This window comes from Streptococcus parasanguinis, assembly GCF_032163505.1.
Taxonomy (GTDB): Bacteria; Bacillota; Bacilli; order Lactobacillales; family Streptococcaceae; genus Streptococcus; species Streptococcus parasanguinis_V.
This window is the reverse complement of the sequence record NZ_CP134147.1, coordinates 1093696-1109656: the sequence shown is the minus strand read 5'-3', so window position 1 is coordinate 1109656 and position 15961 is coordinate 1093696. Positions and strand designations below refer to the sequence as shown.

The window sequence follows — 15961 nt, the reverse complement described above, 5'->3', positions numbered from 1 at the left end:
AAGGAGTTACAGATGTCTAAAAAAATTATTGGGATTGACCTTGGGGGAACTTCAATTAAGTTTGCCATCCTTACTTTGGATGGGGAAGTTCAAGAAAAATGGTCTATTAAAACAAATATCTTGGATGAAGGTAGCCATATCGTAGATGATATGATCGAATCCATCGCGCATCGCTTGAAGATGCTTGAGCTTGATGCTTCTGAATTCCAAGGAATTGGAATGGGATCACCTGGTGTCGTTGACCGTGAAAAAGGGACAGTTATCGGTGCCTACAACTTGAACTGGAAGACCCTTCAACCAGTCAAAGAAAAGATCGAAAGTGCCCTTCATATTCCATTCTTTATCGATAATGATGCCAACGTTGCTGCTTTGGGTGAACGTTGGAAAGGGGCTGGTGAAAACCAACCAGATGTTGTCTTCATGACACTTGGTACTGGTGTCGGCGGTGGTATCGTCGCTGAAGGTCGTCTCTTGCATGGTGTACGTGGAGCTGCTGGTGAGCTTGGTCACATCACTGTTGACTTTGATGATCCAATCCAATGTACTTGTGGTAAAAAAGGCTGTCTTGAAACGGTTGCATCTGCAACAGGTATCGTCAACTTGACTCGTCGTTACGCAGATGAGTACGAAGGGGACTCTCAATTGAAAGTCTTGATCGACAACGGAGAAGAAGTAACGGCTAAAACGGTCTTTGACCTGGCAAAAGAAGGCGATGCTCTTGCTTTGATCGTCTACAAGAACTTCTCACGTTACCTTGGACTTGCTGCAGCCAATATTGGTTCAACCTTGAACCCATCTAAGATTGTTATCGGTGGTGGGGTTTCCGCTGCTGGAGACTTCCTCTTGGATGGTGTGCGCAAGGTCTTTGAAGAAAACTCATTCCCACAAGTGCGTGAATCTACTCAATTGGCACTTGCTACTTTGGGAAATGACGCCGGTGTGATCGGTGCCGCATCGCTAGTATTACAATAAAATTAAAAGGAGATTTGCCTCTCCTTTTTTCTTTGTCCTGTGATATAATGAAGGCAATAGTAGTTTTAGGAGGATATATGACAAAAGCAGATACGATTTTTAAAGACTATATTCGAAAAATCATGGAAGAGGGAGTCTGGTCAGAGCAGGCGCGTCCTAAGTACAAGGATGGTAGAACGGCCAACTCCAAGTACATCACGGGAGCCTTTATGGAATTTGACCTCGCAAAAGGTGAGTTTCCTATCACGACCCTTCGTCCCATCGCGATTAAATCAGCCATCAAAGAGATGCTCTGGATCTACCAGGATCAGTCGAATAGCTTAGACCTGTTAGAAGACAAGTACAATGTCCACTACTGGAATGACTGGGAAGTAGGGGATAGTCGTACTATTGGTCAACGCTATGGTGCTGTGGTCAAAAAGCATGACATTACCAATAAAATCCTCAAACAATTAGAAGCCAATCCTTGGAATCGCCGCAACATTATCTCGCTTTGGGATTATGATGCCTTTGAGGAGACCGACGGACTCTTGCCATGTGCATTTCAAACCATGTTTGACGTGCGGCGCGTGGATGGGGAAATCTATCTAGATGCGACCCTGACCCAGCGTTCGAATGATATGTTGGTGGCCCACCATATCAATGCCATGCAATATGTTGCTCTTCAGATGATGATTGCCAAGCATTTTGGCTGGAAGGTCGGAAAGTTCTTTTACTTCATTAATAACCTTCATATTTATGATAATCAATTTGAACAGGCTGAAGAGTTACTCCGTCGGGAGCCTTCAGATTGTCAGCCGCACTTGGTTTTGAATGTACCAGATGGAACCAATTTCTTTGACATCAAACCAGAAGATTTTGAGTTGGTCGATTATGATCCAGTGAAGCCACAGTTGAAGTTTGATCTTGCGATTTAGTGATAAATCAAGGTTTTTTGATGCCCTGATCTATGGGTGAAATCCTTTCAAAATTAAAACAATTTCAGCTAAAAATTTTTACTCATTTTTGAGTCAAAATATTTTGAATATCGTTCGGGTTTTGTTAAAATAGATAAGGTTTGTAAAAACTAAACAATTTTAAAAAGAATGTTAATTTATAGATAAATATGGAGGTCCATTAGATGGGGAAAGACTTATTTAATGATCGTATTAGCAGATTCTCAATTCGTAAACTGAATGTGGGGGTTTGCTCAGTACTTTTGGGAACGCTTGTCATGGTTGGGACAGCCGCAAGTGCAGCCGCAGAAGAAAAGACAGATACGACAAGTGAAAGTGTAGCAGCAGTTGCAACAGCGTCAGAAGCGCCCGCAACTTCAACAGCTACAGCAACTTCAGCTACGTCAACTGCACCAGCTACATCGACTTATGATGCAAGCCCAGCCGTCACTGCTGCACCAGCTACATCAACTGCCGTAGCGTCTACAAGTGCCGCTTCAAGCGCGAGCACAGCAGCATCTGCTGCCTCGACTGCACCAGCAACATCAACAGGTTCAGAAACACCAAGCTTAGAAGTTGCTAAACCTGCAAACAAGGCGGCAGAAGTAACTTCAACAAGTGCAGATAAAAAAGAAACACCAACTCTTTCAGCTGGACAAGGTCTACCAACAAACAATACACTAGCCACTGAAGAGACAGCACAAACTTCTGGTAAACGTCGTAGTCGTCGTTCAATTGGGGATCCAAACGATCCAAACCTCATCGGAGATGATGTCCAAGATGCCACATCAACTCCAAAAGTTGAAAAACCTGGCTTTACAACAAATATCAAAGCTACAGACTTGGCTAGCCAAATCTCTTGGTTGGATTTTGGAGATGTAGCTAACTGGACAGGAACGACGACAACATCAAGCGGGAATCTGGCCCTTCAAGTAGGCTCTACCTACACCAAGGAAATCATGCCTGGCTATGTGGTCAAGATCAAGGTTAAATCCTTAAAACCCTTCCAAGCGACAGAACTTTATAAAAAACGTCTTGAAGAACGAGGAGCAACAGAAGCAGAAAAAGCGACCTATGACCCAAATGCTAAGAACGGATATATAGGAACAACTACTAATCCTGGAACTAACAATGCATTTGGAAAAGGTGAAGAAGCTAAAATTATTGCCGAAGCTCAAAACCGTTGGACAGAAATAAAAGGTGAAGGCATCGATACTGGCACTAAAAAAACAACCATCAGTTCCGAGTTTGACGGTGGAAATATTGGTGTTCAGTTTGAAATTTCTGCTACTTTCCGTGGCAAAACCGTAAAACCTGCTGTAGTCATGGCAGATGGTGAGTCCGCTAACCCTGGTGAATCGGTTATTTTCACCACAAACGGAGAAGGTTGGAAACAAATTGGGGAGTGGTATAAATATGGAAGAACATCTACTAAAACTTTTATTCCACAAGATACAGACAATTTATTTGGCCCAAATCCTTCCTTTAATATAGAAGGTACGAATTACTATTCGACGAACCTTAACTTACTTAAACGTGCAAATGAAGTGGGACCAGATAAAAAAGCGGTTGCTTGGAAGTACTTTGGAAGTGCTGATTTAACAACTGGAGGCCTCGGAACAGGGGTCTTCGGGCCAAATATTTCTGCAGGTCCTTCTGCCGTTCCCCTTGTTATGACAAAAGGAGCTTCTGAAGTTGGTCTTTACATTGCTTCAAGTGGTAAACAATCAGCCATGCTTGGATTCTTCCCACTTGATGAAGGAGATGCGCCAGCATCTTACGGGAAGGCGATTCATTCGATTGCAACTGTAGATGGTGTAACAGGTAAGAAAGTAAACCAACCTTATCTAGGTCACTTAAGCCCTGATATGGATGAAAACAATACGCTTGATTGGACGGGTGATGACAAGGCGACCACTGCGGATGAAGGCATCGACCAATTACTTCCAAACGATCTCAAAGGGAAAACCAATGAGCTGATCAAGATGGACCGGACACGTCCAGGTAATTACACCATTTCAGTGGAAGCTCATACGGATGGAGCAGCAAAAGCTAACATCTATGGTTGGGTAGATTTCAACCAAAACGGAACCTTCGATGAAGATGAACGGTCTGATTTAACAACCATTACCCAAGATGGAACGGCTACGTTAAGATTTACAAAGAGTAAAACCTATATTGATCCTAGTGTCAATGAATTAGGTGTTCGTGTCCGGATTGCTAAGGATGCTGATCAAATTGAAAGCCCAACGGGGATGGCTTTCTCTGGTGAGGTTGAAGACTTTAAGACTCAAATCACTCACCCACCAAAAGGGGAATTTAAAGAAACAACTGGCCCTCAAGGTGCAAAACAAACAGCAACCGTAGCCTTTACTGCTCGAGGTTTGCAAGGCTATAGCCTAACTGAGTCAGCAAAAATTGATGAAACAGTAGCTCCACAAATGATAGATAACCGTACGGGGCAAGTCGTAACACCTGGTGCAGATGGCTACTATGCTGTAGCTGGTCAAGGGAAGTACAAGATCACTTCAAACGGAACTTCTGTGGATGTTGAGTTCATTCCCGAAGATCACTTCCTTGGAACAGCTGACGGTATCTCTATCCGTCGTACAGACAGCAATGGCTACGATACGGGTTGGTCAACAAAATTCCCAGCCGATGAAGCCAATGTCGATACTGCCATCAATACCATGGACGGTCTATACATCCCAACAGTTACACCAACGGAAATTGAAGGGGTAGATAAGACTTCATCAGATGTCCAAGGTGCGACTCAAACTGGTACACCTACTTTTAACACAACTACAACGAATGCTAATGGCGAAAAGATCTCTGTCACTCCAAGCTTGGAATACCCTGCTAAATTGGTGGACCCAGCGACTGGTCAAGTAACCAATGCAACCTCTGTAACAGTAGCAGGTGAAGGAACATACAGCATTGACGATGCTACTGGTAAAGTAACCTTTGTTCCAGAACCAGGATTCACAGGTACAGCTCAAGGTGTTACCGTATCAGTGACAGCTCCTGTCGGAAGAGATAAAGACGGTACCGTTCGTGATGAATACCTTAAGACAGCGACAGCTAAGTACACACCAACGGTTACTCCAATCACAGTGACTCCTACAGACAAGGTTTCTGCGGATATTCAAAATGTTCCTCAAACACAAACACCAACCTTTGATTTGAGTAATGATAAGACTGCTGAAATCACTAGCAAGAAACTGGTAGATCCAGCAACTGGTCAACCAACTGATGAAACAACAGTGACAGTAGCAGGTGAAGGTAGCTATACAATCGATCCTACTACAGGAGCGGTGACCTTCACACCTGAAAAAGACTTTGTTGGTACTGCAAAAGGAGTAACTGTTCAGGCAACTGCTACTATTACAAATGCTAATGGTAAGACTGCAACCATTACTTCAGATGCGACCTACACACCAACTGTTGTGCCAGCAGTTCCAACTGCAAACCCTGCAACTTCAAAAGATATCCAAGGTGCGACTCAAACCGGTACACCAACCTTTGCAGGAACTACTGTTCAAGTAAATGGTGAAGATAAAGCTATTACCATAAAAGACAATAGCTACACATTGCTAGATAAAGATGGTAACGAAGTTTCAACGACACCAGCTTATGCGGCAGACGGTACAACCGTGATCGGTAACTTCACAATCGACCCAGCAACGGGTCAAGTAACTTTCACACCGACTGATAAATCATACACTGGTGCAGTCACACCAGCCAAGGTTCAAGCTGAAAGCTCAAACGGTATCAAGGTGGATACAACTTACACACCAGAAATCGTTCCAGTAACCCCAACAGCAACATCAGCTGAAACAAAAGATGTTCAAGGTGCCACTCAAACGGGTAAACCTGAATTCAAGGGTGGAACCGTAACGGTTGATGGCGTTGAGAAGACTGTTGAAATCAATGAAGATGTTCCAGCGACATTTGACGATGGCTCAACAACTAAGACTGTAGACGGTGTTGGTACTTACACAGTAGCAGCAGACGGTACTGTTACATTTGTACCAGAAAAATCATTTGTCGGAACTGCACCAGCCGTGACCGTTGTTCGCGAAGATAAGAACGGAACCAAAGCTTCTGCAACCTACACACCAACAGTATTGCCAGTAACACCTGAAGCAACATCAGCTGAAACAAAAGATATTCAAGGTGCAACTCAAACAGGTAAACCTGAATTCAAGGGTGGAACTGTAACAGTTGATGGCGTTGAGAAAACAGTAGCTATCAATGAAGATGTTCCAGCGACATTTGACGATGGCTCAACGACTAAGAATGTAGACGGTGTTGGTACTTACACAGTAGCAGCAGACGGTACTGTAACCTTTGTACCAGAAAAATCATTCGTTGGAACTGCACCAGCCGTGACCGTTGTCCGCGAAGATAAGAACGGAACCAAAGCTTCTGCAACTTATACACCAACTGTGACACCAGTAACACCAACTGCAACACCAGTTGAAACTACAGATATCCAAGGTGCTACACAAACTGGTAAACCTGAATTTACTGAAGGCGATAGCCGTGTGCCAATGAACGATGATGTTCCAGCAACATTTGACGATGGCTCAACGACTAAGACAGTCGACGGTGTTGGTACTTACACAGTAGCAGCAGACGGAACTGCAACCTTTGTCCCTGAAAAATCATTTGTCGGAACTGCACCAGCCGTAACGGTTGTTCGTGAAGATAAGAACGGAACCAAAGCTTCTGCAACTTATACACCAACTGTAACTCCTGTCACACCGACAGCGACACCAGTTGAAACAACAGGTAAGCAAGGTCAAACCCAAACAGGTAAGCCTGTATTTACTGAAGGCAACAGCCGTGTGCCAATGAACGATGATGTTCCAGCAACCTTCGATGATGGTTCAACAACTAAGACAGTTGATGGCGTTGGTACTTACACAGTAGCAGCAGACGGAACTGTAACCTTTGTTCCTGAAAAATCATTCACAGGTAAAGCACCAGCCGTAACAGTTGTTCGTGAAGATAAGAACGGAACTAAAGCTTCTGCAACTTACACACCAACCGTAACTCCAGTAACTCCAACTGCAACACCAGCTGAATCTACTGGACCTCAAGGTCTTGTTCAAACTGGCACTGTAACCTTCACTGAAGGTGATGAAGTAGCTCCAATTAACAAGGATTCGATTACTCTTCTTGATGAAAATGGTCAACCAGCAGCATCAGTAGAAGCGAAATCACCAGCAGGTGATGTGATCGGTACATACACAGTTGATAAAGACACAGGTGTAGTTACTTTCACACCAACAGATAAATCTTACTCAGGTGATGTGGTTCCAGTTAAGGTTCAGGCAGCTGATGCAAATGGAACTACAGTTGAAACAACTTATACACCGAAGATTACTCCGGTTGTTCCAACTTCTGAAGATGCTACATCGACAGATATTCAAGGTCAAACACAATCTGGTAAACCAACCTTCACGGAAGGCAATCCAAATGTTCCAATCGATGAAGATACTCCAGCTACCTTCGAAGATGGCTCAACCACTAAGACAGTAGATGGTGAAGGAACATATACTGTTGCTCCAGATGGAACCGTAACCTTCGTACCAGAAAAATCATTCACTGGAACTGCTACAGGCGTAACAGTGAAACGCGTGGACAAGAACGGTACTGAAATCACAGCTAAGTACACACCAACTGTGACACCAGTAACACCAACAGCAACACCAGCTGAATCAACAGATATCCAAGGTGCAACTCAAACTGGTAAACCTAAATTCACCGAAGGTGACAGCCGTGTACCTATGAACGATGATGTTCCAGCAACCTTCGATGATGGATCAACTACGAAGACTGTAGATGGTGTTGGTACATACACAGTAGCAGCAGACGGTACAGTAACCTTTGTACCAGAAAAATCATTCGTTGGAACTGCACCAGCCGTAACAGTGGTTCGTGAAGATAAGAACGGAACAAAAGCTTCTGCGACTTATACACCAACCGTAACACCAGTTACACCAACTGCAGAAGATACAACATCTACTGACAAACAAGGTCAAACGCAAACAGGTACACCAACCTTCACACCAGGTAATCCAAATGTTCCAATGGATGATGATACACCTGCAACATTTGAAGATGGCTCAACAACCAAGACTATTCCTGGTGAAGGAACTTACACTGTTGCTCCAGACGGAACCGTAACCTTTGTTCCAGAAAAATCATTCACAGGAGAAGGTACAGGCGTAACAGTTAAACGTGTCGATAAGAACGGTACTCCAGTTACTGCTAAGTACACACCAACTGTGACACCGGTAACACCAACAGCAAGTCCAGCTGAATCAGAAGCTCCTCAAGGTGTGGTTCAAACTGGAACTGTAACCTTCACTGAAGGTGACCCAGTTGCACCAATCGACAAGGATACCATTACTCTTCTAGACGAAAATGGTCAGCCAGCAGAATCTGTAGTTGCTAAATCACCAGCAGGTGATGTGATCGGTACCTTCACTGTTGATAAAGAAACAGGTGTTGTGACCTTCACACCAACGGATAAATCTTACTCAGGTGATGTTGTTCCAGTTAAGGTTCAAGGTAAAGATACAAACGGAACAGTTGCTGAGACAACTTACACACCGAAGATCACTCCAGTTGTACCAACTGCTGATCCTGCAACATCGACAGATATCCAAGGTAAAACACAAACAGGTACACCAAGCTTCACACCTGGTAACCCTGCAATCCCAATGGATGATGATGTACCAGCTACCTTTGAAGATGGTTCAACAACAAAAGTTATTCCAGGAGAAGGAACTTACACAGTTGCTCCGGACGGAACCGTAACCTTCGTACCAGAAAAATCATTCACAGGAACAGGTACAGGCGTAACAGTGAAACGTGTTGATAAGAACGGTACTCCAGTTACTGCAACTTACACACCAACTGTAACACCTGTTACACCAACTGCAACTTCAGCAGTATCTACTGATGTGCAAGGTGCAACACAAACTGGTAAACCTGTATTTACTGAAGGTGACAGCCGTGTACCAATGAACGATGATGTTCCAGCAACATTTGACGATGGTTCAACTACGAAGACAGTTGAAGGTGTTGGTACTTATACTGTAGCCCCAGACGGAACAGTGACATTTGTACCTGAAAAATCATTCGTCGGAACTGCACCAGCAGTGACAGTGGTTCGTGAAGATAAGAATGGAACCAAAGCTTCCGCAACTTACACACCAACTGTAACGCCAGTAACACCAACTGGTACTCCAGCAGTATCTACTGATGTACAAGGTGCTACACAAACAGGTAAACCAAGCTTCACAGAAGGTGACAGCCGTGTGCCGATGAACGATAAAGTTCCAGCAACATTTGACGATGGTTCAACTACGAAGACAGTTGAAGGTGTTGGTACTTACACAGTTGCTCCAGACGGAACAGTGACATTTGTACCAGAGAAATCATTTGTTGGAACCGCACCAGCAGTGACAGTGGTTCGTGAAGATGTGAACGGAACCAAAGCTTCTGCAACATACACACCAACTGTAACACCTGTTACACCAGCTGCTGATCCTGCAACATCTACAGACATCCAAGGTCAAACTCAAACTGGTAAACCAACCTTCACACCTGGTAACCCAAGTGTGCCAATGGATGATGAAGTTCCAGCAACCTTTGAAGATGGCTCAACAACTAAGGTTATTCCAGGTGAAGGAACTTACACAGTTGCTCCAGACGGAACAGTAACCTTCGTACCAGAGAAATCATTCACAGGAACTGGTACAGGCGTAACAGTGAAACGTGTTGATAAGAACGGTACACCAATTACAGCTACTTACACACCAACTGTAACACCAGTTGCACCAACAGCAGAACCAGTTACTTCAATTGGTAAGAAGGGTGCTACTCAAACAGGTAAACCAAGCTTCACAGAAGGTGATAGCCGTGTACCAATGAATGACGAAGTTCCAGCAACCTTTGAAGATGGTTCAACTACGAAGACAATTCCAGGTGTTGGTACTTACACAGTAGCAGCAGACGGAACAGTAACCTTCACTCCAGAACCTGAATTTACTGGTACTGCACCAGCAGTGACAGTGGTTCGTGAAGATGTGAATGGAACAAAAGCTTCTGCAACTTACACACCAACTGTTCTTCCAATCACTAAATTTGTTGATAAAGAAGGTAAGGAAATCCCAGGATATCCTACAGTTGATGGAGAAGAACCAAAAGCTGAAATTCCAGGTTACCGCTTTGTGGAGACCAAGAAATTGCCTAATGGTGATACTGAACACGTCTATGAAAAAGTTACAACTTCATACGTAGACGAAAATGGGGATCCAATCCCAGGTAACCCTACAGAAGATGGGGAACAACCGAAGAAAGAAATCCCAGGTTATGACTTCGTGAAGACTGTTGTAGATAAAGATGGAAACACTCAACATATCTACAAGAAGACTGTGACACCAACTCCAATGCCGGATCCAACTCCGACACCAGAGCCACAGCCTACTCCACAACCGCAACCAACACCAGAACCACAACCACAACCTACTCCACAACCAAAACCAGAAGAACCAACGATTCCTGTCGTTCCAGAAACGAAAGAAGAAGTGAAGTATATCGATCCACAAAATCCAACTGCACAACTTCCAAACACGGGAACAAAAGAATCTTCTACTGCTGGTCTTGCAATCTTTAGTGCTTTAGCAGGTCTCTCATTATTCGGATTTGCAAAACGCAAAAAAGAAGACTAAGCTAACTTGTGGCTAAGAAAAACCGCGAAACTCTCGCGGTTTTTTCTGTTTGTATTTGAAAAAATATCCTCCAAACTAGATAGTTGAAATCTGTCTTTTATAAGAAAATTTGATAAAATAGAAGTATCAGTGTAAAGGATGAGAGAATGAAAAAGATAATTGGTATCTGGGCTCAAACTGAAAATGGCATTATTGGAAAGGACCAAGTCATGCCTTGGCACCTGCCAGCTGAGCTTCAGCATTTCAAAGAAACGACCATGGGACAAGCAATTCTTATGGGAAGAGTGACCTTTGATGGTATGAAAAAACGGGTTCTACCAGGTCGGACTAGCATTATCTTAACGCAAGATCAGGCTTATGATTCTGAAAATGACGCTGTACTCGTCATGCATAGCAAAGAAGAGGTCTTGGAGTGGTATCAGAACCAAGAGAAGAATCTTTACATTATTGGAGGTAGTCAGATTTTAAGGCTTTTCTCTGATCAGTTAGAAGAGTTGATCCAGACCATGATTCATGCAACGATTGATGGCGATACATTGGCACCAAAATTTGATGAGAAACGTTATGAAAAGGTCCGTCAAGTTCCCCATCTGAAAGATGAGAAAAATCCATATGATTTTACGGTCAACTATTATAAGAGAAAGGATTTAGACTAATGGAGCGAAGTGTCTTTGGTTTTTTTACAGCTGTCCTATGTGTCATCTGTTTGATTTGCGCCTTACAAACCTTTCGTAAAAAACGGTTCGGCCTCGCTATTTTATTCTTACTAAATGCTTTTACCAATCTTGTGAATTCTATTCACGCCTTTTACATGACCTTATTTTAAACTAAATACAAACAGAAAATGACAGAAAGAGGAAATACATGCCAACGAATCAAAACAATGATATGATGGTTTATTGCTCATTTTGCGGAAAGAGTCAAGATGAAGTCCAAAAAATCATTGCAGGAAACAATGCGTTTATCTGTAATGAATGTGTAGAGTTAGCTCAAGAAATCATTCGCGAGGAGCTTGCTGAAGAAGTACTTGCTGACCTTAGCGAAGTTCCAAAACCAATCGAATTGCTCAATATCTTGAACCACTACGTCATCGGTCAAGATCGGGCTAAACGTGCCCTTGCAGTAGCGGTATACAACCACTACAAACGCATTAACTTCCACGATACACGCGAAGATGAGACGGATGTTGAATTGCAAAAATCAAACATCCTCATGATTGGACCTACTGGTTCAGGAAAGACCTTCTTGGCCCAAACCTTGGCTCGTAGCCTGAATGTTCCATTTGCTATTGCAGATGCAACAGCCTTAACTGAAGCCGGTTATGTGGGTGAAGACGTTGAAAATATTCTCTTAAAACTTCTTCAGGCAGCGGATTTCAATATTGAGCGTGCAGAACGTGGCATTATTTATGTCGATGAAATCGATAAGATTGCTAAGAAAAGTGAAAATGTCTCGATCACACGTGACGTTTCTGGTGAAGGGGTGCAACAAGCTCTCTTGAAGATCATCGAAGGGACCGTCGCTAGTGTTCCACCACAAGGGGGACGCAAACACCCTCAACAAGAGATGATCCAAGTGGATACCAAGAATATTCTCTTCATCGTAGGAGGAGCCTTTGACGGAATCGAAGAAATTGTTAAGCAACGTCTCGGTGAAAAAGTCATCGGTTTCGGTAAGAATAACAAAGCCATCGATGAATCCAGCTCTTACATGCAAGAAATTGTAGCAGAAGATATTCAAAAATTTGGAATTATCCCAGAATTGATTGGACGTCTTCCAGTCTTTGCGGCTCTTGAGCAATTGACGGTTGACGACCTTGTCCGTATTCTAAAAGAGCCACGCAATGCCTTGGTAAAACAATACCAAACCTTGCTCTCTTATGATAATGTTGAATTGGAATTTGACGATGAAGCCCTTCAAGAGATTGCGAATAAAGCTATTGAAAGAAAGACTGGAGCTCGTGGTCTTCGTTCGATTATTGAAGAAACCATGATGGATGTCATGTTTGAAATTCCAAGTCAAGAAGATGTAAAACTTGTCCGAATCACAAAAGAAGCTGTTGACGGAACAGAAAAACCAGTTCTTGAAACAGCCTAGAAAGATAAAATATGGAAATTAACACACATAATGCGGATATCCTCTTAAGCGCTGCAAATAAGAGTCATTATCCTCAAGATGAGATTCCAGAAGTTGCACTTGCCGGTCGCTCAAATGTCGGCAAGTCTTCTTTTATTAATACTCTCTTAAATCGAAAGAACCTAGCCAGAACATCTGGGAAACCAGGAAAAACCCAATTGCTAAATTTCTTCAATATCGATGATAAACTCCGTTTTGTAGACGTACCTGGTTATGGCTATGCACGTGTTTCTAAAAAAGAGCGCGAGAAGTGGGGGCGGATGATCGAAGAATACCTCACTAGTCGTGAGAACTTAAAAGCAGTCGTTAGCCTGGTCGATTTTCGTCATGAACCTTCTGCAGATGATGTTCAGATGTATGAGTTCTTAAAATATTATGAAATTCCTGTGATCTTAGTTGCTACCAAGGCAGATAAGATTCCACGTGGAAAATGGAACAAACATGAATCGATCATCAAGAAAAAATTAGATTTCGATCCTGCTGACACCTTTATTGTCTTTTCTTCTGTAACCAGGGAAGGTCTAGAGAAGTCATGGGATGCTATTTTAGAAAATGCATTTTACGAAATAAATTGAAATGACATGAAAATGTCATTTTTGTTTTGGATTTATCTCGCAATTGTAATACAAGTGTAATATAAGTGCCTTTGTTTTCTTCTATTTATATGGTATAATCTCTATAAAGATAAAAGATGATAAAAAATAATTGGAGATAAATTGTATTATGAAAAAGAAAATACGGAATAAAACGAAATTATTTGGTTTGTTCGTTTCTGTATTAGCAGCAGGGACTTTTGCTGCTGCTATGAGCGAGCACGTCACATCAGTTGGTGCTAATGATGGATCTTACCAAGCTTATTCAGACCCTACTGAAGCTTTCATCTCACAAATTGGTGAGTCAGCTCGTCAGCTCGGTCAAGAGAATGACCTTTATGCTTCCGTTATGATCGCACAAGCCATCCTTGAAAGTGGTTCAGGTCAGTCTGGCTTGTCTTCTTATCCGCATTACAACCTTTTCGGTATTAAAGGAAGTTATGCTGGTCAATCAGCAGTGATGCAAACTTGGGAAGATGACGGTGCAGGAAATGCCTATACGATTAATGACGCTTTTCGTTCTTACCCATCTTACTATGAATCATTGCAAGACTATGTAGCTGTTTTGAAACAAGGGCATTTTGCTGGCGCATGGAAGAGCAACACCTCAAGTTACCAAGATGCAACAGCAGCGTTGACAGGTGTTTATGCGACAGACACAAGCTACTATGCAAAACTTAATAACATCATTGAAACTTATAATTTAACTCAATACGATTCACCAAATGTTCAAGGTGGTATTACAGGTTCGGTATACAATCCATATCGTCAACAGTTCACTTCACAAGAAATCTTGAATTTGGATATCGCTTGGGCGAACCGTTTAAATTATTAAAAGTAAAACAGGCAGATGCCTGTTTTTTTATTTGTTTTTAGCACACAGTGATATTCGATATAAAACGTATATGATGAAAAGTTAAGAATTCTTCCTGAAAACCTTTTCAAACTTTTCTCTCTATGATATAATGATTTTGTTCACAAACATTATATAAGGAGAATATTATGTCTGAATCTAATTTTATTCAAAAAGTTGGAGCGGCGTGTAATAAGAAGGAAGATCTCTATCAGAAATCTAAAACGCGCTATGCAGTCCGTTCTATTTTTGCTGGAGGATTTCTTACTTTAAGTACGGCGGTCGGAGCAGTTGCTGCAGACCTGTTGAATACCTTCGTACCTGGATCTGGTCGTTTTCTATTTCCATTCATCTTTGCCTGGGGCTTGGTTTACCTCTTATTCTTAAATGCGGAATTAACCACCTCAAATATGATGTATCTGACGGCGGGTACCTATCTAAAGAAAATTCATTGGAAGAAAGCGCTGGAAATTCTTCTTTATTGTACCTTCTTTAATTTAATTGGTGCTTTAATCGTCGCTTTTCTTTTCAATCAAACAACTGCCTTCGCACATATCGATCCAAAAGGATTCCTAGCTACGGTGGCAGAAAATAAACTCCAACGAAGCAATCAAGTGGTTTTCTTTGAAGGGGTTATTGCCAATATCTTTGTAAATATTGCTATTCTTTCTTATTTATATTTCAAAGATGAAACAGCCAAGGTGCTCTTAGCCCTCTCTGCTATTTATATGTTTGTCTTTATGACCAATGAACACTTGGCTGCAAACTTTGCTTCCTTCTCATTATTGAGCTTTAATTCAGTTTCTAGCCAATTGCCACATTTTGAGTTTTTAAATATTTTACGTCACTATAGCGTAACCTTCTTTGCCAACTGGGTAGGAGGAGGAGTCCTAATGGGACTAGCCTATGCTTGGTTGAATAATATCAAGAGTCTTTATAACGATTAAAAAATATAAAAAAAGTTTGCAAAAGTACTTGCATTCTTTTTTTATATATGATAAACTAATCTACGGTTTGAAAAAACTGCCTAAGACAGTAGGGGAGCTCGACTCATAAAGATCCTACCGAGGACAAAACGTATCAATTAAAAGAAGCGTATTGTACTTTCGTGTCTAGGTTTGGGCGCGTTTTTCTTTTGGAAAAATTCCCCAAGCAAAATAATTACGGAGGTGAACACACTAATGAGTGAAGCAATTATTGCTAAAAAAGCGGAACTTGTTGACGTGGTAGCTGAAAAAATGAAAGCTGCTGCATCAATCGTCGTTGTAGATTCTCGCGGTTTGACAGTTGAGCAAGATACAGTTCTCCGTCGCAACCTTCGCGGAAGCGAAGTTGAGTTTAAAGTTATCAAAAACTCAATCTTGCGTCGTGCAGCTGAAAAAGCTGGTCTTGAAGATCTTGCATCTGTATTCGTTGGACCTTCTGCAGTAGCATTTTCTAACGAAGATGTTATCGCACCTGCGAAAATCTTGAACGATTTTGCAAAAGACGCTGAAGCACTTGAAATCAAAGGTGGTGCAATCGAAGGCGCTGTCGCATCTAAAGAAGAGATTCTTGCACTTGCAACTCTTCCAAACCGCGAAGGACTTCTTTCTATGCTCCTTTCTGTACTTCAAGCGCCAGTGCGCAACATTGCTCTTGCAGTCAAAGCGGTTGCAGACAACAAAGAAGACGCAGCTTAATCTTAAGCTACGCAGCGTAGCCTAGCTACAAAAAATAAAA

9 protein-coding genes and 1 other annotated feature are annotated in these 15961 nt (G+C 42.2%); all 9 genes read left to right on the top strand.

Annotation, left to right across the window (positions count from 1 at the left end; translation table 11 throughout):
• Window positions 1–12: 12 nt before the first annotated feature.
• Window positions 13–972, top strand: coding sequence for an ROK family glucokinase (locus RIN70_RS05700; protein WP_021153285.1), 960 nt, complete (start codon window positions 13–15; stop codon window positions 970–972).
• 77 nt (window positions 973–1049) lie between these two features.
• On the top strand, window positions 1050–1889 hold the full coding sequence (locus RIN70_RS05695) for a thymidylate synthase (RefSeq protein ID WP_313790435.1): 840 nt from the start codon (window positions 1050–1052) through the stop codon (window positions 1887–1889).
• Between the two features lie 203 nt (window positions 1890–2092).
• On the top strand, window positions 2093–10657 hold the full coding sequence (locus RIN70_RS05690) for a CshA/CshB family fibrillar adhesin-related protein (protein WP_313790434.1): 8565 nt from the start codon (window positions 2093–2095) through the stop codon (window positions 10655–10657).
• A gap of 146 nt (window positions 10658–10803) precedes the next feature.
• Window positions 10804–11313, top strand: a complete 510-nt coding sequence (locus tag RIN70_RS05685; protein WP_313790432.1) for a dihydrofolate reductase — start codon at window positions 10804–10806, stop codon at window positions 11311–11313.
• Between the two features lie 208 nt (window positions 11314–11521).
• Window positions 11522–12754 carry an ATP-dependent Clp protease ATP-binding subunit ClpX gene (clpX, locus tag RIN70_RS05680; protein WP_045759487.1) on the top strand — a complete coding sequence of 411 codons (1233 nt, stop codon included), beginning with the start codon at window positions 11522–11524 and terminating at the stop codon, window positions 12752–12754.
• A gap of 11 nt (window positions 12755–12765) precedes the next feature.
• Window positions 12766–13368, top strand: a complete 603-nt coding sequence (yihA, locus tag RIN70_RS05675; RefSeq protein ID WP_303471132.1) for a ribosome biogenesis GTP-binding protein YihA/YsxC — start codon at window positions 12766–12768, stop codon at window positions 13366–13368.
• A 148-nt stretch (window positions 13369–13516) separates the two neighbouring features.
• The gene (locus RIN70_RS05670; protein WP_049522721.1) at window positions 13517–14221 is read left to right on the top strand and encodes a glucosaminidase domain-containing protein; all 705 of its coding nucleotides are present in this window, start codon (window positions 13517–13519) and stop codon (window positions 14219–14221) included.
• A 167-nt stretch (window positions 14222–14388) separates the two neighbouring features.
• Window positions 14389–15186, top strand: coding sequence for a formate/nitrite transporter family protein (locus RIN70_RS05665; protein ID WP_254728201.1), 798 nt, complete (start codon window positions 14389–14391; stop codon window positions 15184–15186).
• 61 nt (window positions 15187–15247) lie between these two features.
• Window positions 15248–15382 (top strand) — a sequence feature (ribosomal protein L10 leader region).
• Window positions 15383–15420: 38 nt separating this feature from the next.
• Window positions 15421–15921, top strand: a complete 501-nt coding sequence (gene rplJ, locus RIN70_RS05660) for a 50S ribosomal protein L10 (protein ID WP_313790431.1) — start codon at window positions 15421–15423, stop codon at window positions 15919–15921.
• The last annotated feature ends 40 nt before the right edge of the window (window positions 15922–15961 follow it).